The sequence below is a fragment of the Brevundimonas variabilis genome (assembly GCF_014199945.1).
Classification (GTDB): domain Bacteria; phylum Pseudomonadota; class Alphaproteobacteria; order Caulobacterales; family Caulobacteraceae; genus Brevundimonas; species Brevundimonas variabilis.
Window position 1 is genome coordinate 708635 of record NZ_JACHOR010000002.1, and the last position, 21552, is coordinate 730186.

Below are 21552 nucleotides of genomic sequence, written 5' to 3' on the forward strand. Positions count from 1 at the left end.
GCGTGCATGTCAGAGCAGCCCGGCGGTCAGCGTCAGCAGCCCCAGGCCAACCGACAGAGGCGCGCGGAGGGCGATCCACCCGCCAGGAGTCAGGCCAAGCCCTGCCAGCCGCAGATCGACGAGGACGCTGCCCATCAGGCAGAGCCCGAGCACGATCATCGAGGGGCCCGGCCAGGTGCCGCCTGTCGCCCAGGGCCAAGCCGTTGCAAGGGCCAGCAGAGACGGCGCCACCGATGCGACCCAGACCCAGCCCGGCGTCCTGCTCCCCCCCATGGCCCCCAGTCCCCACCAGACGCCGCCGAGGAAGCTGAAGATCAGGGCCGCATAGCCGTAGCCGACGCTCAGGGCCGTAAAACGGACGTCCGGCCCGCCTCCGATCAGTATGGTGACGACAGCCAGTTGAGGCAGCAAACCGGCAAATCCTAGCGCCCGGGCGAGCGGCGGCAGGACGGGTCGATCGGATTGCAAAGTCACGCGCGCGAGACCTGGAAACCCGCGAAGGACTGGCTGACCGGCATGAGCTCCAATGTGTTGATGTTCAGGTGCGGCGGCAGTTCAGCGACCCACAGCAGGGTGGCTGCGATGTCTGCACCGGTCATCGGGTCGGCCCCGCCATAGATGGCATCGGATGCCGACTGGTCTCCGCCTGTCCGGACGAGGGTGAATTCGGTCTCGACCATTCCCGGCTCGATCGAGGTCACGCGAACGCCCGTGCCGTGAAGGTCCGACCGGAGCCCCAGCGAGAACTGGTGCACGAAGGCCTTGGTCCCGCCGTAGGCATTGCCGCCCCGGTAGGGATAGGTCGCCGCCACCGACGAGATATTGATGATGGCTCCCTTCGCCGCGATCAGCGCCGGCAACAGCCTGTGCGTCATCGAGACAAGCGCCGTGACATTGGTGTCGATCATGGTCTTCCACTGATCGAGGTCGGCCTGCTGCGCCGGGTTCACGCCCAGCGCCAGACCGGCATTGTTGATCAGCAGGTCGATCGTCGCGAAATCCTTAGGCAGGCTGGCGATCGCGGCGTCGCGCGCCGCCTCGTCGCGCACATCAAAGGCCAGTGTGTGGACCTTGTCCGGCCCAACGGCAGCAGCAAGGGCCTCCAGCCGGTCAGCCCGGCGACCGGTGGCCACGACCTTCCAGCCCGCGTTCGCGAACGCGTAGACGGCGGCCTCGCCGATGCCCGAGGTCGCCCCGGTGATGAAGACGGTTTTCATGCTCACAGCTGTCCCATGGTATTGTCGTGATCGACGGCCTGCTTGTTCAGCCATGCGACAAAGGCCTTTGCGCTCTGCGAGGCCGGTCGATCGCGTGGCAGGATGACATGGTATGCGAAGCCAACCGCTTCCGAACCGTCCGGGAACGGGGCCACCAGCCGCCCGGACGCCAGATCGGCCTGCGCCAGGGCGCGCTTGGCCAGGGCAACACCCCGCCCTGCGAGCGCCGCCTCGATTAGCAGGCTGGACTGATTGAATCGTGAACCCTTTCGCGGATCCGGGTGACGCACCTTGCGGGCCTTCAGCCACATCGCCCAGTCCGGTCGGCTGGGGTCTGCATCGGCCGACACGTCATGCAGCAGCGGTTTGTGAATCAGGTCCGCCGGCGTGCGGATCGGGTGGTCACCCTGAACCATCGATGGAGCGCACACCGGCAACACGGTCTCCGACATCAAAAGGTCCGCGATCGTCCCGGCATAACCCCCGGGCCCGTAGCGGACGGCCAGATCGACATTGCCGTCTGACAGGCTGACCGGCTCCATGTCCGCGCTGATCCAGACCTCGATCTCGGGGTGCACGGCATGGAAATCATCCATGCGGGGCATCAGCCATTTGGCGGCAAACGACGGCGCCACGCTGACGGAGACCTGTTTCCTGCGAACCGGCTCACGCAGCATGGCCGAGCCGTCCATCAGCCGCTCGAAGCCGTCGCGCAGCAGCGGAACAGCCGACCGGCCAAGATCGGTCAACTGCAGGCCCTTGGCCTCGCGCCGGAACAATGGCTGGCCAATGGTGTCTTCCAGCAGGCGGATATGCTGGCTGATGGCGCCGGGCGTGACCGAAAGCTCGTCCGCCGCCTTGGAGAAACTCAGGTGTCGGGACGCAGCCTCGAAGGCACGAAGGGCGTTCAGGGGAAGCAACGGTCTGGCCATCGTCGTCAGAAATCCTATCAGCGCGAACAAAACAATCTGGTTTGTGAGCAAAGGGACGATTTCTTCATAAGCGGGGCTCGGATCGCGCGTCGCAAGGGGCGTCGGCGATGCGGGAGCCTCACCGCAGATGCAAGTTTTCCTCGCCTCAATTCCCCTCCAGAACGCTCGCGTGGTCGTGGTCGGTAGCGGTGAGCCCGCGCTTGCCAAATTGCGCCTGTTCCTGTCCAGCCCGGCCGAACTGTCCTGGTTCACACCGGACGGCCCACCCCCCGAGAACGAGCAGTCCCGCGGTGGTCCGACCCCGATCGTGCGCGGTCCGGTGGCTGAGGATTTCTGCAACGCGCGGCTGGTCTTCATCGCGATCGAGGATGAGGTCGAGGCCGCGCGGCTGGCATCGCTCGCCCGGTCTGCAGGAGCCCTCGTCAATGTCGTCGACAAGCCTGCGCTGGCCGACTTCCAGACTCCAGCCTTCGTCGATCGTGACAGCGTGGTGATCGGCATTGCGACAGGAGGGTCCGCCCCCATCCTGGCCCGCGACATCCGCTCGAAGATCGAGGCCATCATCCCGGCGGCTACGGGCCCCCTCGCCCGACTGGCCGGAGACATTCGCGACACGGTGAAGGCCAGTGTCCCCGACTTTCTGGCCCGCCGCCGTTTCTGGGAGCGGGCCTTTCGCGGGCATGCCGCCGACCTTGTCGCGGCCGGCAAGCCACTGGAGGCGCGACGCGAGATGCTGCGCCTGCTGAATGCCGCCGCGCCCGAGACAGGCGTTGTTCATATCGTCGGTGCCGGCCCCGGCGACCCGGAACTGCTGACCCTGAAGGCCTTGCGGATCCTTCAGGACGCCGATGTCGTCATCTACGACCGGCTGGTGCCCGAGGCCGTGCTGGAGCGAGCCCGGCGCGACGCCCGTCGTCTATATGTGGGCAAGAGCCGGGGTGACCATTCCGTGCCCCAGGACCAGATCGAGGCCCTGATGATCGCCGAGGCCCGCGCCGGCCAGCGTGTCGTGCGCCTGAAAGGCGGTGATCCCTTCGTGTTCGGCCGCGGTGGCGAAGAACTGGAGGCCATGCGCAAGGCCGGCGTGCCTGTGTTTGTCGTTCCCGGCGTGACGGCGGCCCTCGCCTGTGCGGCGTCGGCGGGCATTCCGCTCACGCATCGGGATCACGCCCAGTCTGTGACCTTTGTCACGGCCCAGGAAAAACCCGGTGGCATCGCTCCGGACTGGACCCGGCTGGCGGCGGCCAACCAGACGCTGGCCATCTACATGGGGACCGACCGGGCTGGTCAAACCGCAGCCTCCCTGATCTCGGCGGGCCGGGCTCCGGCCACGCCGGTGGCAATCGTCGAGAACGGCAGCCGCCCGGACGAGCGTGTCATCACGGGCACGCTGGGCGATCTCGGCGGAATGGTCGCGCGATCGAACCTGACCGGTCCTGCTCTGCTGTTCGTCGGTGAGTGCGCCGCCTTCAGTGCTGCCGAACTGGATGTGCGGGCAGAGGTGGCGGCATGAAGCTGATCACCGCCAATCGCCTGTCGGACGGTCGTGTCATCTATGTCGGGGCTGATGATGGCGCGGTCGACGCCATGCTCCAGGCTGCATCTTTCGACGAAGATCAGGCAGATGCCGCCCTGGGACGCGCGGCCGCGCGCCCCGACGTCTTCGTCAATCCATATCTCGTCGAGGTGCGCGGCCAGACGCCTTCGGGCAGGGACCGGCTGAAGGAGACCATCCGCGCGACCGGCCCGACCGTCGGTCACAGTCTGGATGCCCGTTGATGTATCGCTATGACGAGTTCGATTCAGCGCTGGTGCAGGACCGCATCGCCGAGTTCCGCGATCAGGTGGCCCGCCGCGTGTCTGGAGCCCTGACCGAGGATCAATTCAAGCCGCTGCGGTTGATGAACGGCGTCTACCTGCAATTGCATGCCTACATGCTTCGGGTGGCGGTGCCCTATGGCGTGATGCGATCGGCCCAGATGCGCAAGCTGGCCCATATCGCCCGGACCTATGACAAGGGCTACGGCCATTTCACGACCCGGACCAATATCCAGTTCAACTGGCCAGCCCTGACCGACATCCCGACGATTCTGGAAGACCTGGCCATGGTCGAGATGCACGCTATCCAGACCAGCGGGAACTGCATCCGGAATGTGACGACGGATGTCTTCGCAGGCGCGGCCGACGACGAGATCGAGGATCCGCGGCCCTGGTGCGAAATCCTGCGCCAGTGGTCCACGATCCACCCCGAGTTTTCCTTCCTGCCGCGCAAGTTCAAGATCGCCGTGATCGCGTCAGAGACGGACCGCGCGGCCATCCGGACCCACGACGTTGGCTTGCAGATCGTGCAGGGCGCTGACGGACAGACGGCTTTCCGGGTCTTCGTCGGCGGCGGTCAGGGCCGCCTGCCCCACATCGCTAAGGAGATTGCATCGGCCGTGCCCGGGCGGGAAATCCTGGCCTATCTGACGGCCATCCTGCGCGCCTACAACCTGTTGGGACGGCGCGATAACATCCACAAGGCCAGGATCAAGATCCTGGTCGAGGCCATCGGCATCGAGGCCTTCCGCGAGGAGGTGGAACGACATCACGCCGAACTCCGGCTCGAGGACCTGATCCTGCCGACGGATGAACTTGAGCGTATCCGGGCCAGTTTCGCTCCGCCGCCGTTCGAAACCCTGACCCGGCATTCAGGTGCCTTCGACCGCGCTGTCCTCGCGGAGCCCGAGTTCGCCCGCTGGACCCGCAACAATGTCCGCCGCCACAAGGTGGCCGGTTATGCCAGCGCCATCATCTCGCTGAAGCCGGTCGACGGCGTGCCTGGCGACATCACGGCCGCCCAGATGGAAGCTGTTGCCAATCTGGCCGAACGCTTCGGGTTCGACGAAGTGCGCGCGGCCTATGAGCAGAACCTCGTCCTGCCGCACGTCCGGCTGGATGAACTTCCCACGATCTGGCGCGCGCTGGATGCGGCCGGTCTGGCCACGGCCAATGCCGATCTGGCCACCGACATCATCGCCTGCCCGGGTCTGGATTACTGCAGTCTGGCCAATGCACGATCCATCCCGGTCGCCCAGGCCCTGTCCCGGCGCCTCGCCGACCTCGACCATCAGGAGAGGATCGGCCCGGTACGAATCAACATGAGCGGCTGCATCAATGCCTGCGGTCACCACCATGTCGGGCACATCGGCATTCTGGGCGTCGACCGAAAAGGCGAGGAATTCTACCAGATCACCGTCGGCGGTTCTCCGGACGAAAAGGCGGCGCTGGGCGAGATCGTCGGGCGTAGCCTGTCTGCTGACGAAACCCCCCTCGCCATCGAGCGTGCCCTGAACCGCTACCTCGATATCCGGACGGACGGCGAGCGCTTCATCGATACGGTTCGCCGCGTCGGAGCCAGCCCGTTCCGGGAGGCCATCTACGCGCCTCTGGACGCCTGAGATGGCCTGCCGCCGCGGGTGCGGCGACAGGAAAACCTGCCTCATTTGATGGGCGCTCGTTCTTCGCCTAACGTGGATCGGGTCTGCAGGGGGATCGGGAATGAGCCAGTCGACATCGGCTGCCACCACGCGGTGGCGTTACCATCCCCAGCGGGACGTACTCATCGCTGAGGCGCATGCTCGCCCGTTCACACCCCTCGTCGGCCCCGCCCTGATTACCCGGATTGCGACCCTGTCGGGTCAGGCTGGGGAAGAAGCTGACCGGGTTCACATGGCCGCGCTGTGTCGTCGCCTGGGTCAACCGGAGCCAGGACCGACCTCGCGCTGGTGCGTGCTTGACGCCGGACTTTGGCGGGTCCGCTGGGAACGGCATACCGAACTGTCGACCTGGACCTTCTTCCGCGCGCCATCGGGCACGACGCCATTCGCTGAATCGGCCCTGGACCTCGCACCGGAAGACTGGCTGTCGGCATTTCCCGGTGAGGTGCTGGTCGCAACCCGTCTGGAAGTCTGGCCGGAAGTCGACGAGCGCGCCGCTGCGGCCCTGTTCGGGCTGGAGGTCGTCGGTGCGCGCCTCGCCGATGGGGCGGCGATCGCTCTGACGGATTTCCGGCCGGACGCTCAGGGCATGACCCGCTATCTGATGCTGGCTCATGCCGGGGACGCAGCCCTGACCGGTCGTCTGGTCCAGAGTCTGCTGGAGATCGAGACCTACCGTCTGATGGCGCTCCTGGCGTTTCCCGTTGCCGGTCAGACGGCCAGCGCACTGGGCACCATCGAGGCCACGGCGGCAGAACTCGCGCACAAGCTGGCCGAGGATGCCGACCCGGAAGCCGATCGCCTGCTTCTTGATCGCCTGGCCGCTCTCGCTGGCGAGACCGAAGCTCTGATCGGCCGGACCAGCTTCCGCTTCGGAGCGGCCTCCGCGTATCACGGGATTGTTCGCGAACGGATCGACATGCTGCGCGAGACCCATATCGATGGTCTGCTGACGCTGGGCGAGTTCATGCAGCGGCGGCTTGATCCGGCGATGCGTACCTGTGACGCCACCGCCGAGCGCCAGAGAGCTACGATCGATCGTATCGCCCGCATGGCGCAGATGCTGAACACCCGGGTCGAGGTTGCCGCTGAAGCCACAAGTGCTGCGCTGCTGGCCTCCATGGACAAACGGGCCGGGACACAGCTGAAGCTGCAACAGACCGTCGAAGGGCTGTCTACTGCCGCTATCGCCTACTATGCCGTGGGCCTGCTGAGCTTCCCGCTGAAGGCCATCGAATCGGTCTGGCACGCTTTCAGCGCGACCGTCGCGGTCGGAATCGCAGCACCTCTGGTTGTCCTGGTTGTCTGGCGCAGCCTCCACTCGTGGCGGCGAAAACTCGAGGATGAGGGCACGTCACGGAGCGAGCGAAGGTCCTGAGCCCGGTCGCCGCGACCGGCCGTCGCAGTCGAAAGTCCGTCGATGACCACAGTTGACAGGGGTCAGGTGGGGTCTAATGTCCCCTCCACCAACAGGGAAATGCGAGGCTGCCAAGATGCGTAAATTAGGTTTGTTCAGCGTAATGGCGGCAACCGCCGCGCTCACGCTATCCGCTTGCAGCGGTGGCGAGGAAAAGGCCCCTGCGGCTGAAGCGCCCGCACCGGCAGCCCCGGCCCCTGCTGCGACCCCGCCGGCCGAAGCGCCCGCCGCCGCACCGGCCGCGGCCCCCGCGGCAGCGACTCCCGCTCCCGCTGCTGGCGCGACCCTTCAACTCGCAGGTCTGACCGGCGACGCCACCGCAGGTCAACGCGTGTTCGCCCAGTGCCGCACCTGCCACGCGATCGAAGAAGGCCAGAACAAGGTCGGTCCGTCTCTGCACGGCATCATCGGCCGCACTGCCGGTTCCGTGCCGAACTTCCGTTATTCCGCCGCAAACAAGGCTAGCGGCGTTGTCTGGACTGAAGAGGTTCTGTTCCAGTATCTCGAAAACCCGCGTGGCTTCATGCCCGGCACGAACATGAGCTTCGTCGGCTTGAAGCAGCCGCAACAGCGCGCCGATGTCATCGCCTATCTCAAGGCCAACACCTGATCATCAGGTTCGGTGAAACGACAGGAAAGGGCCCCGGGAAACCGGGGCCCTTTTTGTTATCCGCTCAATCGGTTTTCAACGTGCCCGTCGCCGGGCCAGATCCAGCAGGTGAAACGGAAAGGACGCCGTGACCGCCACGGCCACCCAGGGCCAGGGGCCACCCGTCAATGCAACTCGGAGGGCGAGCAGAAGGCACACCCCTGGTAGGAACGCCAGGGCGATATCCAGCGGCTGCATACGGTCTCGCCCGAAGCGCGATTTGCGCGTCAGCAGCCATCCCGCTTCGATCACCATCACAATCAGGATCAGATCGACGACATGGCCGCTGCTGAACAGCGCGCTCATCGGGCTCCGGTCGTCTCGCCTATCCCGAACAGGTGGCCCAGATCCTTGAAGAAGATCTTGGCATGTGCGGCCGGTCGGGCCCGGACCAGTTCCTTGTTCATATAGGCCTGCCACGTCAGGGCCTGGACATCCGGGTCATCGCACATGGCCACAAACCGCTCGCGACGCTTGTCCGAGCGATACCAGAAATGCTGCATGACCCCGAGGACGAGGAACACCTGCCCGTGCGCCTTCATGAACCGCTTGCGCGCGATCCCCAGCGCCTTCGCATTCCCGGTGGCGAGCGTTGCCTCGATCGCATCAGCGGCCAGCCGTCCGCCCTCCATCGCATAATAGAGGCCCTCCCCGGACGCCGGGGCCACGACGCCTGCGGCATCGCCCGCCAGCACGACATCTCGCCCGTTGTCCCATCGCTTCAGCGGTTTGAGCGGGATTGGCGCTCCCTCGGTCCGAACCGTCTCGCAGTTCGCCAGACCACTGGATTTCCGCAACTCGGTCACCGCGGTGCGCAGGGAGAAGCCCTTCTGCATGCTGCCGACGCCGATACTGGCGGTGTCACCATGCGGGAAGATCCAGGCATAGAAGTCGGGTGAAAGCTGTCCCTGGTAATAGACGTCGCAACGGGCGGGCTCGTAGTCGGCGGCACCGATGCCCGGCGAACGGATGATCTCGTGATAGGCGAAGACGTAGCGCTGCCGATCCGAACCCTTGACCGTCTGGGCCGCGACCTGGGACCGGGCACCGTCGGCTCCGATGATCGTTCGCGCCCGCACCGAAACCGGAGCATCGGTCTTGGCGGCACCGGCCGGTCGATAGGTAACCAGCGCCATGCCGTCGGCGTCGCGCTCCACCGTCTCGAATGTTCCCGCACGACGTTCGGCCCCCGCACGTGCGGCCCGGTCGCGAAGCCATTCGTCGAACGTCTCGCGGTTGACCATACCGACATATCCGCCGTCGATCGGCATGTGCACGCGCCGCTCGGACGGCGCGATCATGCGCGCCTCACTGGCCTTGGCGCAGATCAAGCTGTCTGGAATGTCGTAATCGCGAATGAGCCGTGGCGGCACGGCGCCGCCGCACGGCTTGATCCGGCCGGCCCGGTCCAGCAGCAGGACGGAGCGCCCAGCAGCGGCAAGCTGGCGTGCTGCGGTCGAACCGGATGGTCCGCCGCCGACGACGACGCAGTCGAACTGCTCCGCCAGAGTATGGGTATCAAGCCTGGACATGACCGGTGTCTCCAACGGGCGGGGTGAAATTCTTGCTTGTGCGAGTAGCAGCGGCTGCGCCGCCAATGGTCAGGGCAATCCCGGCCGATACGATGAACAGGAGGCCTTCGACCGCAAACACTGTCAGAAAGGCCGTCGAGGTTTCAGCGAAAACCTGGCGACCGACGTCGACGCCCACGGCGCCAAAAAATCCGCCGGCAGCAAAGGCTATGGCCTGCGCCGCGCCCCAGACCCCCATGCGGATGCCTTCGCGCCCGCCACTGGTCTGGCCGTCCTGACCGGCGCCCGCGAGGCCCATCATTGAGCCAATGGCCGCGACGGCGAAGATGCCGTTGAAAAAGCCCAGGGCAAAGACGGTTTGCCGGATCGGCCAGCCCGGCCCGGCCTCGGCCGCCATGGCGAGACCAAACAGCGCGACCGCGGATCCAGCACAGCCCAGCACGGTCCAGCCGCGCATCCATCCCGAACCCCGCCCACCGATCATCCCGCCTGCGGCCCCGACCAGGATCATGCCAAGCAGCACGCCACCGTGCTGGACGCTGGACATCTGGGTCGACTGGCCGGGAGTCATCCCGAATACCAGCCCGGCGAAAGGCTCGAGGATCAGGTCCTGCGCGCTGTAGGCCAGCATGGAGACGAAGACGAAGATGCCGAAACGACGGGCCTGCGGGTCCGCCAGAGTCTCGCGAAGGACCACACCAAACGATGGCCTGGGCTCGGTCCCAGTCGCGACGGCGACTGCCTCTGCGGTGCCCTCGACACCCATCACGGCAACCAGGGTCACGGTGAAGGCAATGAAGGCGATGCCGCTCGCGATCATGGCCAGTCGCTGCATCGAGAACGGATCAAGCAGGGCTCCCGCCACGCCGGCGGTGATGACGATGCCTACGATCATCATGATCCAGGTGATGGCCGCTGCGGCCGGTCTGCGTGCGGGGACGACCCGGGTGGCCAGAAGCGCCAGAAGCGAGGTGCCGGCAGCACCGACACCGCCGCCGATCATCGAAAAGGCGATCAGGGCCAGGATGATCCCAACCGCAGGCGAACTCGCCATGATGGCTGTCGCATTGGTAGCCAGAAGGGCACCAAGCGCCAGCACGCCCATGCCGCCCACGATCCAGGGGGTTCGACGCTGGCCCATGTCGGAGCCATGCCCCCAGCGAGGCCGCGACAGCTGGACCACATAATGCCAGGCCACCAGCGCGGCGGGCAGCATGACCGGCAAGGCCAGTTCCACTGCCATCACCCGGTTCAGGGTGGATGTGGTCAGCACCACGATCGAACCCAAGGCGCTCTGCACCAGACCCAAGCGAACGATACCGACCCAGCCAAGGGGTTTCCGTGTCATGCGCCGACTCCCGACAGGCTGCCGACGGCAAAGGCCGACACCAGCATTCCTAAAACATAGAGCGTCGTACCGGTCCCGTTGTACCAGGGGGTCAGACGGACGGGGTCGCCCATCAACCGCTTCATGAGAAAGCCCTGGACCACCAGAAGCGCGGCCACGACCGCGCCGTGCCAGGGACGGTCCCAGGCCACAAACAACAGAGCGACCACCAGCACCTGGGGGGCCGCCATGACGGCGCAGGCGATCCATGAGGCAGGCGCGATTCCGAGCTCGGCTGGAAGCGATCGCACGCCCATCAGCCTGTCTCCTTCCACGGCCTTGAAATCGTTCAGGACCATGATTCCATAGGCCCCAAAGCTGTAGAGGGCTGCGAGGATCAGCACCGGCGCGCCCGGCAGGGCACCGGCCATGACGGCGGCCCCCGTGAACCAGGTCAGACCCTCATAGGATAGGGCGACGGCAAAAGGCCCTGCCACACCGCTCATCTTTAGCCGCAATGGCGGGGCGCTGTAGGCCCAGGCGAGAGCCAGACCCAGCAATGTCGCTCCGAGCACCCACGGACCGGTGAAGGCCGCTACGACGACGGATAACCCGGTCCAGAGGATGGCAATCGCCAGACCCCAGCGACCCGGGATGCGTCCGGACGGGATCGGACGGTCCGGCTCGTTGATCGCATCGACATGACGGTCGAACCAATCATTGACGGCCTGGCTCGTCGCGCAAACCAGAGGCCCGGTCAGGGCGATGCCGGCGATCAGGAACAGCCATCGCCCCTCGAACGACTCGCCCGAAGACACAACCCCGCACATGAAGGCCCACATGGGTGGAAACCAGGTGATGGGCTTGAACAGGGCCAGAACCGCCGCCGGAGACGGCAGGCGACTGGCGGGCACGACGGCGAGCGTTCTGTCCATACCGCACAGTGTATTGGACAGTAGAAAGCGTCAACTCAGATTGACACTTTTCGTGGTCTATTCGTCGATATCGTCCAGATTCCCCAGACCGTATCGACGAAGCTTCGAATAGAGGCTTTGCCGGCTGAGCCCCAGCACGTCAGCGGCCGAGGCACGATTGTCCGACGTCAGGTTCAGCGCCGCCTCGATGCACAGCTTTTCGATGAGATCCGTCGACTCGCGGACGATCTCCTTCATCGGCACCCGCCCGATCAACTGGGTCAACTGCTCGATGGACTGCGGCAAGGCGGTCCCGGCGGCCTGCGCCGGGGCAAGCCGACGTGCGACATTGCGGATACTGAAGCCATAGGTGGGCTGAGCATCGTCCGGCACGGCAACGGCCGATACCTCGACTTCCTCCATCTCGCCAAAGCCGGCACGCAGGACTGTCGCAAAGTTCCTGAGCGTTCCATGCTCCTTCAGCTGGGTCAGCATGATCTTCAGATCGATCTGCGGACGCCCGAGGAACTGATCAAGCGAAAGCCGGGTCGCTTCCTCCCGGCTCGAAAGGTGCGTCAGTTCCAGAAAGGCCGGATTGACAGTGAGGATGCGAAGATCGGTGTCGGTGACGACGAAGGCATCCGAGATCCGGTCCAGAACGGCCGTCAATGTCGCGTGAGAATCAGAAACTGCGACGACCGGCTGATCGGTCATCAGGCGAACCAGGAGGGAAGCCGATCGATCCTGTCGGAACATGGAGGCGGCCAGCAGACACGGTGTACCGTCGATCAACATGACCGGCACAGGGTCGGGCGTACTGACGCTGGTTGCGGCGTTCAGGAGACGCGAGGCGGCTTCCACACTGGCTGGATCCAGCAGGGCAAGGAACGCCTGCCCCGCGACGGTGGTATCCGTCAGGCCGGTCAGCCGGCAAACGGCAGGATTGGCTTCCTTGATCCGGCGCGTGGCCGCATCGAGAATCAACACAGCCTCGGACGCCGACTGAAACAGCAGCCGGTATCGCGACTCGGCCTGGCGGAGACGCAGGTAGTCCCGTTCCACCGACTGCTGAACCTGAAGCAGCCGCTGCTGCAGGACCGCACTGGCCTGAAGGTCGCGTCCTATGACGATGACGCGCCCGTCGGACGCGCCGCCCAGCGCAAAGTAACGAACAGGAACCGAGGAACCATGTTCGCCCAGATGATTGATCTCGCGCCAACGCGACGGCTGCCCGGCTGAAGCATCCTTCAGCATGTCGCTGACTTTCGCACGACTGCTCGAGTCGACCGTGTCGATCCACGGCTGGCCCCGCCAGTCGCCCAGCCCGCTGCGAACCAGGTCGTCGCTGGAAACGGAAAGGTCCTGAACGACCCCATCCCGATCGAGAACGATCGCGATATCACTGGCGGCAGCAACAAGACCGGCTGCCGCATCGGATGACATGGCTCCCAAGACCCGCTCAGGGTGCTGGAAGGGCATCGATGCCGACGGGGTCGAAAGAATGGTCATCGATGCGCAGTATCGGTCCGGGGTCGCTACTTCAAGCGACGGCGATGGAAGTCGTTACAAGTCGTTCGGCGGTCTTTACGGCGGTACGCGCATCTTCGGCGGTCTCGTCCGCCCCGACGAAAGCCACGCGAGAGGGATCGTCCGTGAAGGCCTTGCCCCCCACAATCACCCGGACACCTGCATTGCGAGAGACCGATCGAAGGTTGGCGATGACGGGTTGCAGGCCTTCCAGCCAGTTGTGATCGGCCATGGAGAACCCGATGAGGTCAAAATGGTCACGCCGCACCGTCTCGGCCAGGTCTTCCGCCGTGGCATCTGTCATGCAGACGGTTCGCCATCCTGCGCGCCGGAAGAATTCGACGACCAGGACAAGGCCAAAGGAATGCTGGTCACCGGGCGTCAGAGAGAAAAGCGCGGTTCGCCCGTCGCCACCCCCGGTACCAAGATGTACCCGGTCGGCAAATTCGTAGACGATCTGCTGCAACCGGCACAGGCCGATGGTCACATCATTGAAGGTGCAGGCATCCTCTTCCCACATGACGCCGAGCAGTTTGGCAGTCGGGGACAGCAGGTCGAAATAGATGGTTTCAACGGCCACGCCACGCCGCATCAGCAGGTCGACATGGTCGATCAGGGTCGAAAGATCCTCGGTCATCACCTGGCGCGCAAACCGGCTGAGTTCGGATGGCGCGATGACGCCGGTCGTCATGGGAATGACTTCGCTCCGACCTCCGGCCTGATGAGCCATCAGCAGGCGGGGGATGATCTCGCCTTCGATCAACTGGGCCAGGGCTGCCGGTGAGGGTGATGCGAGCAGTTCTCGCTCCGACGCCTCGAACGGCACGACGAGCCCTGAGGCGTTCATCTCCTCGAGTGAATCCTGTGTGCTCAGTGCACGGTGGACGTAAGCCATCTACCCTCCTCCCCGGAGTTCGATCATTCGTACGTCAGGCGTGATCCCCATCCACCCGGCGAAGCGCTCGCTCAAAAACCGACCGGACCTCACGTCCGACCGTCGGATAAACCTGCGCTGATCCCCTTGGTCTGTCGCTGAACGAGCGAAGGCGGCGGCGAGGGTGCTGGTTCATCCTTATTACCAAACAGAGAGAATAGGCTGCCTGATCGCGACCGGAGTCAACCCTCTCGACGACCTGTCGAGTGTCAATTTATTTGGACGTCAAATCGATTTGACACATTGGGTCGCATCGACCTAGGTTTGTCTCAGCGCCTCTATCGGGAGGTGACGGAGTCGAGCGATGTCATCGCACACATACGACCCAGGATCCGGTTTGGGACACCAAGACCAGACGGGCCATCACGGAATGAAACCCTTTCTGGAACAGCATCTGGCTGCGGTTCTTGACCGCATCTCACCCTGCCCCTGGCCCGCTCACACCGGACGGCACAGCCTCGAGACGCATCGGGTCGATCACCGCGTTTCGGCCCCGCTCTATACGCCTGAGGAACGCATTCGTCGGGATTCCAGTGCCTGGACCCTGGTTCAGGGTATCCTGGCTCCTGTCCAGTTCCTGGCGTTCCTGATCAGCCTTGGCTTTGTGCTGCGCTATCTGAGCACAGGCGAAGGCGCGAACGCCGCCACCATCTCGGTGCTGGTCAAGACGGTGCTTCTCTACACCATCATGATCACGGGCTGCATCTGGGAGAAGGTCGTGTTCGGGCGCTGGTTGTTCGCCCCCGCCTTTTTCTGGGAAGACGTGTTCAGCATGGTCGTCCTGGCCCTGCACACCCTCTACCTTGGCATGGTCCTGCTGTCGGTCGGCTCGCCACGCGAACAGCTGCTGGTCGCCCTGGCGGCCTACGCGACCTACGCCATCAACGCCGCGCAGTTCATCTGGAAGCTCCGGATGGCACGGCTGCAGGCCCCTGCCCGCCCCAGCGCAGCCCCGGCCTCGGGTGTGCCTGCATGAGCGCTTCGGCTGGCCTGCTTGAACCTTCCGCGTCCGTCGGCGGCTGTGCCGACGCACCGGTGCTCCGCGAGCGGGGACAGCGCGAGGTGTTCTGCGGCCTGACCGGAATCGTCTGGCTGCATCGCAAGATGCAGGACGCCTTCTTCCTCGTCGTCGGCTCGCGCACCTGCGCACATCTGATCCAGTCGGCTGCGGGCGTCATGATCTTTGCCGAGCCCCGCTTCGCCACCGCCATCATGGAGGAGAAGGATCTCGCGGGTCTGACCGACACCAATGACGAGCTGGACCGGGTGGTCGACCGCCTGCTGGCCCGCCGTCCCGACATCAAGCTACTGTTTCTGGTGGGCTCATGCCCGTCAGAAGTGATCAAGCTGGACCTCAGCCGCGCCGCCGGTCGCCTGTCTGAAAAGCACAGCCCCAATGTCCGCGTGCTCAACTACTCCGGCAGCGGGATCGAGACGACCTTCACCCAGGGCGAGGACGCGTGCCTCGCAGCGCTCGTGCCGCAGATGGCAGCGGCCCCGGCCAACGCCGAACAGACCCTGCTGATCGTCGGCGCCCTGCCCGATGTGGTCGAGGACCAGTTCCGTCGCCTGTTCGCGGCCATGGGCATCCAGCGTGTCGAAGCCCTGCCCGCCCGCCGAATCAGCGATCTGCCATCGGTCGGTCCCAACACCCGCTTCCTTCTGGCCCAGCCCTTCCTCGGTGACACGGCCCGTGCCCTCGAGGACCGTGGCGCTGTCCGTCTCGATGCCCTGTTCCCGTTCGGCGCCGAGGGCACGACCGACTGGCTGCATGCCGCTGCCGTTGCCTTCGGGGTCGACGAGATGACCTTCCGCACCGTCGTGGCCCCCGGCCGCGAACGTGCCACCCGCGCGCTGGAAAAGGTTCGCGCCCGTCTGGAAGGCAAATCGATCTTCTTCTTCCCCGACTCGCAGCTTGAAGTGCCTCTGGCCCGGTTCCTGTCGCGCGAGCTCGGCATGATCCCGCTGGAAGTCGGAACGCCCTATCTGCACCGGACGCATCTGGCGAAGGAACTGCCGCTGCTGCCATCCTCGACCCGGCTCAGCGAGGGCCAGGACGTCGATCGCCAGTTGGACCGTTGCCGCGATGCGCGCCCGGACCTGTCCGTCTGTGGTCTGGGTCTCGCCAATCCGCTGGAGATGGAAGGCCTGACGACCAAATGGTCGATCGAGCTGGTCTTCTCCCCGGTTCACGGCTTCGACCAGGCGGCTGATCTGGCGGAACTGTTTGCCCGTCCGATGAACCGCCGTGACCGCCTGTCGGATGCCATTGTCCCCGCGCGTCCCTCCCGGCGGGAGGTTGTGGCATGCAACTGACGGTCTGGACCTATGAAGGGCCGCCGCATGTGGGTGCCATGCGGATCGCAACGGCGATGACCGGACTGCACTACGTCCTGCACGCCCCTCAGGGCGATACCTATGCCGACCTGCTGTTCACGATGATCGAACGGCGCGGAGCCCGCCCGCCCGTCACCTACACGACCTTCCGGGCGCGCGATCTCGGCACCGACACGGCTGAACTGTTCAAGACCGCGGTCATCGACGCCCACGCGCGCTTCCAGCCCCAGGCCATGATTGTCGGGGCTTCGTGCACCGCCGAACTGATCCAGGACGATCCGGCGGGCATGGCCCTGGCCATCGGCCTGCCGATCCCGGTCATTCCGCTGGAGCTGCCCAGCTACCAGAAGAAGGAAAACTGGGGCGCCGCCGAGACCTTCCGCCAGCTGGTTCGCTCACTGACGAAGGTGGTCGAGCGGACGCCGATGGAGAGCCGCCGCCCGTCCTGCAACATCCTGGGCCCCACGGCCCTCGGCTTCCGTCACCGCGACGATGTCGTCGAAATCACCCGGCTGCTGGAGCGGATCGGCGTCGACATCAATGTGACGGCCCCGCTGGGTGCCACCCCGGCCGACATCGTCCGCATGGGCGCTGCCGACTTCAACGTGGTGCTCTATCCGGAGATCGCGGGCGAGGCCGCCCTGCAGCTCCAGAAGATGTGCGGCCAGCCTTCGGTGAAGACCGTGCCCATCGGCTACGGAGCCACCCTGGATTTCATCCACGAGGTCTGCGCCCTGACGGGCCTCGATCCCGCGCCCGTTCTCGAGGGTGTCCCGTCGCGGATGCCCTGGTGGTCACGGTCGGTCGATTCGACCTATCTGACCGGCAAGCGCGTCTTCGTCTTCGGTGACGCGACCCATGTGATCGCAGCGGCCCGCGTGGCGTCCGAGGAACTCGGCTTCGAAGTCGTTGGCATGGGTTGCTACAATCGCGAGTTCGCTCGCGAGGTCCGGGCAGCGGCCGCCAGCCTGGGCCTGACTGCCCTGATTACTGACGACTATCTGGAAGTCGAGGACGCCATCGCCGCCCTGCAGCCCGAGCTGGTGCTGGGTTCGCAGATGGAGCGCCACATCGCCAAGCGCCTGCGCATCCCCTGCGCGGTCATCTCGGCCCCGTTCCACGTGCAGGACCATCCGGCCCGCTACTCGCCGCAGATGGGTTTCGAGGGCGCCAACGTCCTGTTCGACACCTGGGTTCACCCGCTCGTCATGGGGCTGGAAGAGCACCTGCTGCACATGTTCCGCGACGATTTCGAGTTCAGCGACGAGGCCGGTGCCTCGCATCTGGGCGGACACGGGGCCGGGTCTGCTCGCCCGGATCAATCGAGCGAAAGCGTAGCGTCCACAGAAATCGCCCTGGTCTCGTCCGAGATCGTCTGGGCCGCCGATGCGGAAGCCGAACTGAAGAAGATCCCCTTCTTCGTTCGCGGCAAGGCCAGAAAAAACACGGAACGCTTCGCCGCCGAGCACGGCATGGCGACCATCGGGGTGGAGACGTTGTACGATGCAAAATCGCATTACAGCCGCTGATCCCTCGCAGGCCGCCGTGCTCGGGCCACAGGTGCGCGTCGTGATCGTGACCCTGGACAACCACCTCGCCGGTGCCGTGGCCCAGGCCCAGACAGAGTTGCGCCGGACCGTTCCGGGATTGACCATCGCCCTGCACGCCGCGTCGGAGTTCGGCAGCGATCCCGCAGCCCTGGACGCCTGCACAGCCGACATCGCCCGGGGTGATCTGGTCATCGCCTCGATGCTGTTCGTCGATGACCATATCCAGATGGTCCTGCCGGCGCTGAAGGCCCGGAACGAAGCCTGCGATGCCATGGTCTGCATGATGTCGGCGGCCGAGGTCGTGAAGCTGACCAAGATGGGTCCCTACCGCATGGACGGGTCGACCAAGGGTCCGCTGGCGATGCTCAAGAAGCTGCGCGGGAACACCAAGGCCACAGGCGGCGTCCCCGGCGAGAAGCAGATGGCCATGCTGCGCCGCCTGCCCAAGATCCTCGCCTTCGTACCGGGCACAGCCCAGGACGTCCGCGCCTATTTCCTGACCCTGCAGTACTGGTTCGCCGGTTCGAGCGAAAACATGGTGTCGATGGTCCGCTTCCTGGTGGACCGATATGCCGATGGCGAACGCCGCGTCCTGCGCGGAGCCATGAAGGCCGCCGCACCGGTCGAGTATCCGGAAATCGGAGTCTATCACCCGCGCATGGGCACCACGGTCGCCGCTCGCATGGCGGAACGGCCCGACGCACTGCCGACCCATGAAGGACGCAACGGCACGGTCGGTCTGGTCATTCTGCGGTCTTACGTGCTGGCCGGGGACGCAGCGCACTATGACGGGGTCATCGAGGCGTTCGAAGCCCGGGGCGTTCGGGTGATCCCCGCCTTCGCGAACGGACTCGATGCCCGCCCGGCGATGGACGCGATGTTCATGAAGGACGGCCGTCCGACGGTCGACGCCATGATCAACCTCACCGGCTTCTCCCTGGTCGGAGGGCCCGCCTACAACAACTCGCAAGCCGCCGCCGAGGTCCTCGGCAAGTTCGACGTTCCCTACGTCTCGGCCCATCCGCTGGAGTTCCAGTCCTTCCAGCAATGGAGTGCAGGGTCACAGGGCCTGCTTCCGCTGGAGGCCACAATGATGGTCTCCATACCCGAACTCGACGGCGGTATCGCCCCCGTCATGTTCGGGGGCCGTACGGATGGTTCGGACGCGCCGTGCACGGGATGTACCCGGCGTTGCACGTTCCCCGGTCGTGACGCCAAGTCGATGGTCGGGTGCCCCGAACGCGCCGAAAGCCTGGCCGATCGCGTCGGCAAGATGATTACCCTGCGGCGCTCCGAACGCGCCGATCGCAAGATCGCCGCCGTCCTGTTCAACTTCCCGCCCAATGCCGGGGCTGCCGGAACAGCCGCCCAGATGTCGGTCTGGGCCAGCCTGCACAAGACCCTTAGCCGTCTCGCTGCCGAGGGCTATACCGTCGAGGTCCCTGAAAGCATCGACGCGCTGCGCGAGAAGCTGCTGGAGGGCAATGCCGCGCGCTTCGGCACCGACGGCAATGTTCACGTGCGCATCCCGGCCAACGAACATGTCCTGCGCGAGCGCTGGCTGGCGGACATCGAGGCGGTCTGGGGCCCAGCCCCGGGCAAGTCCCTGGCCAACGGATCGTCGATCTTCGTGCTGGGTGCCGAGTTCGGCAACGTCTTCGTCGGCCTGCAGCCGCCCTTCGGCATCGAGGGCGATCCGATGCGCCTCATGTTCGAGGGGACATTCGCCCCCACACACGCGTTCAGCGCCTTCTATCGCTGGATCCGCGAGGATTTCGGTGCCCACGCTGTGCTGCATTTCGGCACCCATGGGGCGCTGGAATTCATGCCCGGCAAGCAGACCGGGCTGTCGCAGGCCTGCTGGCCCGACCGGCTGATCGGCGATCTGCCGAACCTCTACCTCTATGCCGCAAACAACCCGTCAGAGGGCATGATCGCCAAGCGGCGCTCGAACGCGACCCTGATCAGCTACATCACGCCGCCCATCAACGATGCCGGCCTTTACAAGGGGCTCCTCGACCTCAAGGCCCTGCTCGAACGCTGGCGCGGGACAGAGATCGAGGCCAGTGCAGAGCGCGCTCAGCTGGCCCCGATGATCTTCGAGGCCGCCATCACGCTGAACCTCGAGCTGACCGAAGGTTCGGACGATGCCCGCGTCCATGCCCTGATCGCGAACCTGCAGGAACTGGAACAGACGCTGATCCCGAACGGCCTGCATGTGCTGGGCGAGCCTTTCACATCAGACGAACGCGTCGATCTGCTGCTGGCTGTCGCCGAGGCCCGCGAAGGTCCCAAGCCCGGCCGCGAGGCCGTCCAGGCTCTTGTCGATGGTGCCGACGCCCGTACCGCTTTGGGTATCAGCGGCCTGGCGTCCGATGCCACCGGCATCGATCTGTTCCGACACCTGCACACGACAAACGAAGCACTCTCGACAAACCCCGAGATGGAAGCCCTGATCGCGGCACTGGACGGAGGCTATGTCATGCCATCGCCCGGCGGCGACCTGCTGCGGACGCCGGAGATGCTGCCGACCGGACGCAATATCCATGGCTTCGACCCTTTCCGCATTCCCTCCGCCTATGCCGTCGCCGATGGCATGCGTCAGGCCGATCGGCTGCTGGCCAAGCACCGCGAAGAAACGGGTCTGCTGCCGGAATCCATGGCCGTTGTCCTGTGGGGTACCGACAATCTGAAGAGCGAAGGCGGCCCGATCGCCCAGGCCATGGCCCTGATGGGTGCCCGCCCGCGCTTCGACGGATACGGTCGCCTTTGTGGAGCCGAACTGGTCTCGCTGGAAGAGCTGGGAAGGCCCCGCGTAGACGTGGTCACCACGGTCTCCGGCATCTTCCGCGACCTTCTTCCCCTGCAGATGAAGATGCTGGCCGACGCCGCCTGGCTGGCCGCCACCGCCGACGAGCCGATCGAGCAGAATTTCGTGCGCAAGCGTGCGCTTGAGCATCAGGCCAAACTGGGCTGCGACTTCGAGACTGCGGCGCTGCGCGTTTTCTCCAATGCAGAGGGTGCCTATGGGGCCTCGGTCAACTCTCTGATCGACTCGGGTGCCTGGACCGAAGAGGGCGAACTCGCTGATGCCTTCGAATCCCGCAAGGGTTTTGCCTATGGCCGCAACGGGAAGCCGCTGAAGCAACCCGCCCTGCTGACCAGCGCCCTGGCCGGGATCGACCTGGCCTATCAGAACCTCGACTCGGTCGATCTCGGCGTCACCACCATCGACCACTATGTCGACACCCTCGGCGGCGTCGCCAAGTCGGCCGAGCGGGCCCGCGGCAAGGCCTCGCCGGTCTATATCGGCGACCAGACCCAGGGCGAAGGCAAGGTCCGGACCCTCGCAGAACAGGTCACCCTGGAAAGCCGCACCCGTGTCCTGAACCCGCGCTGGTTCGAGGGTCAGCTGAAGCACGGATCCGAAGGCGTTCGCGCGATCGAGGCCCAGGTGACCAATACCCTCGGCTGGTCCGCCACGACCGGCGATGTCCAGCCCTGGGTCTACAAGGAAATCTCGGAGACCTTCGTGCTGGACCCCGAGATGCGGGCCCGCATGGCAAAGCTGAACCCGAAGGCGTCGGCCCGCATGGCCAACCGGCTGCTGGAAGCTTCGGACCGCGCCTACTGGGCCCCGGATCCTGCGACGCTACAGGCGCTCCGCGACGCCGCCGACGAACTCGAAGATCGCCTCGAAGGCCTCACCCCCGCAGTTGCGGCCTGAGGATCAAGGA

Annotated in this window: 18 protein-coding genes; 9 read left to right on the forward strand and 9 right to left on the reverse strand. The window is 65.4% G+C overall.

Features of this window, described 5'->3' with window-relative positions; genetic code table 11:
* Nucleotides 1–9: 9 nt before the first annotated feature.
* Genes GGR13_RS08200 through gcvA form a run of 3 tightly spaced genes read right to left on the reverse strand, consistent with a single transcriptional unit; the run spans nucleotide 10 to nucleotide 2149 of the window.
* Nucleotides 10–474: a DUF3429 family protein gene (locus GGR13_RS08200; RefSeq protein WP_221230463.1), complete on the reverse strand. Its 465-nt coding sequence runs from the start codon at nucleotides 472–474 to the stop codon at nucleotides 10–12.
* A complete protein-coding gene (locus tag GGR13_RS08205; protein WP_183212997.1) occupies nucleotides 471–1217 on the reverse strand; it encodes an SDR family NAD(P)-dependent oxidoreductase in 747 nt (248 codons plus the stop codon). Before GGR13_RS08205 ends, GGR13_RS08200 begins: the two co-directional genes overlap by 4 nt.
* Before the next feature lie 2 nt (nucleotides 1218–1219).
* Nucleotides 1220–2149 carry a transcriptional regulator GcvA gene (gcvA, locus tag GGR13_RS08210; RefSeq protein ID WP_183212998.1) on the reverse strand — a complete coding sequence of 310 codons (930 nt, stop codon included), beginning with the start codon at nucleotides 2147–2149 and terminating at the stop codon, nucleotides 1220–1222.
* 127 nt (nucleotides 2150–2276) lie between these two features.
* Here gcvA and cysG point away from each other — a divergent pair, with 127 nt between their 5' ends.
* The 5 genes from cysG to GGR13_RS08235 all read left to right on the forward strand — a co-directional run bounded on the left by cysG (nucleotide 2277) and on the right by GGR13_RS08235 (nucleotide 7655).
* The gene (gene cysG / locus GGR13_RS08215; RefSeq protein ID WP_183212999.1) at nucleotides 2277–3662 is read left to right on the forward strand and encodes a siroheme synthase CysG; all 1386 of its coding nucleotides are present in this window, start codon (nucleotides 2277–2279) and stop codon (nucleotides 3660–3662) included.
* Entirely contained in the window at nucleotides 3659–3928 is a 270-nt protein-coding gene (locus GGR13_RS08220; protein WP_183213000.1) for a DUF2849 domain-containing protein, read from the forward strand. Before cysG ends, GGR13_RS08220 begins: the two co-directional genes overlap by 4 nt.
* On the forward strand, nucleotides 3928–5589 hold the full coding sequence (locus GGR13_RS08225) for a nitrite/sulfite reductase (RefSeq protein WP_183213001.1): 1662 nt from the start codon (nucleotides 3928–3930) through the stop codon (nucleotides 5587–5589). Before GGR13_RS08220 ends, GGR13_RS08225 begins: the two co-directional genes overlap by 1 nt.
* Nucleotides 5590–5689: 100 nt before the next feature.
* Nucleotides 5690–7006, forward strand: coding sequence for a DUF3422 family protein (locus GGR13_RS08230; RefSeq protein ID WP_183213002.1), 1317 nt, complete (start codon nucleotides 5690–5692; stop codon nucleotides 7004–7006).
* A 76-nt stretch (nucleotides 7007–7082) separates the two neighbouring features.
* Nucleotides 7083–7655 carry a c-type cytochrome gene (locus GGR13_RS08235; RefSeq protein WP_246347740.1) on the forward strand — a complete coding sequence of 191 codons (573 nt, stop codon included), beginning with the start codon at nucleotides 7083–7085 and terminating at the stop codon, nucleotides 7653–7655.
* Between the two features lie 75 nt (nucleotides 7656–7730).
* Here GGR13_RS08235 and GGR13_RS08240 read toward each other — a convergent pair whose 3' ends face one another.
* From GGR13_RS08240 to GGR13_RS08265, 6 genes are read right to left on the reverse strand one after another with little or no spacing between them, the layout of a single operon-like run.
* Complete coding sequence (locus GGR13_RS08240) at nucleotides 7731–8000, reverse strand: hypothetical protein (RefSeq protein WP_183213003.1); 270 nt, start codon at nucleotides 7998–8000, stop codon at nucleotides 7731–7733.
* Nucleotides 7997–9226, reverse strand: a complete 1230-nt coding sequence (locus GGR13_RS08245) for a geranylgeranyl diphosphate reductase (protein WP_183213004.1) — start codon at nucleotides 9224–9226, stop codon at nucleotides 7997–7999. The genes GGR13_RS08240 and GGR13_RS08245 overlap by 4 nt, the downstream gene beginning before the upstream one ends.
* Entirely contained in the window at nucleotides 9213–10574 is a 1362-nt protein-coding gene (locus GGR13_RS08250; protein WP_183213005.1) for a BCD family MFS transporter, read from the reverse strand. The genes GGR13_RS08245 and GGR13_RS08250 overlap by 14 nt, the downstream gene beginning before the upstream one ends.
* Nucleotides 10571–11488 carry a chlorophyll synthase ChlG gene (gene chlG / locus GGR13_RS08255; protein WP_183213006.1) on the reverse strand — a complete coding sequence of 306 codons (918 nt, stop codon included), beginning with the start codon at nucleotides 11486–11488 and terminating at the stop codon, nucleotides 10571–10573. Before chlG ends, GGR13_RS08250 begins: the two co-directional genes overlap by 4 nt.
* A 57-nt stretch (nucleotides 11489–11545) precedes the next feature.
* Nucleotides 11546–12976 carry a transcriptional regulator PpsR gene (ppsR, locus tag GGR13_RS08260; protein WP_183213007.1) on the reverse strand — a complete coding sequence of 477 codons (1431 nt, stop codon included), beginning with the start codon at nucleotides 12974–12976 and terminating at the stop codon, nucleotides 11546–11548.
* Between the two features lie 31 nt (nucleotides 12977–13007).
* Nucleotides 13008–13889, reverse strand: coding sequence for a cobalamin B12-binding domain-containing protein (locus GGR13_RS08265; protein WP_183213008.1), 882 nt, complete (start codon nucleotides 13887–13889; stop codon nucleotides 13008–13010).
* A gap of 409 nt (nucleotides 13890–14298) precedes the next feature.
* On the opposite strand from GGR13_RS08265, the gene bchF reads away from it, so the two are divergent.
* The 4 genes from bchF to GGR13_RS08285 are packed head-to-tail and all read left to right on the forward strand — an operon-like array spanning nucleotide 14299 to nucleotide 21542.
* Nucleotides 14299–14904, forward strand: a complete 606-nt coding sequence (gene bchF, locus GGR13_RS08270) for a 2-vinyl bacteriochlorophyllide hydratase (RefSeq protein WP_183213009.1) — start codon at nucleotides 14299–14301, stop codon at nucleotides 14902–14904.
* Nucleotides 14901–16244 (forward strand): ferredoxin:protochlorophyllide reductase (ATP-dependent) subunit N, encoded by a 1344-nt coding sequence (locus GGR13_RS08275; RefSeq protein ID WP_183213010.1) that lies wholly within the window; start codon nucleotides 14901–14903, stop codon nucleotides 16242–16244. The genes bchF and GGR13_RS08275 overlap by 4 nt, the downstream gene beginning before the upstream one ends.
* Nucleotides 16235–17794, forward strand: coding sequence for a ferredoxin:protochlorophyllide reductase (ATP-dependent) subunit B (bchB, locus tag GGR13_RS08280; protein WP_183213011.1), 1560 nt, complete (start codon nucleotides 16235–16237; stop codon nucleotides 17792–17794). Before GGR13_RS08275 ends, bchB begins: the two co-directional genes overlap by 10 nt.
* Nucleotides 17769–21542 (forward strand): magnesium chelatase subunit H, encoded by a 3774-nt coding sequence (locus GGR13_RS08285; protein ID WP_183213012.1) that lies wholly within the window; start codon nucleotides 17769–17771, stop codon nucleotides 21540–21542. The genes bchB and GGR13_RS08285 overlap by 26 nt, the downstream gene beginning before the upstream one ends.
* The last annotated feature ends 10 nt before the right edge of the window (nucleotides 21543–21552 follow it).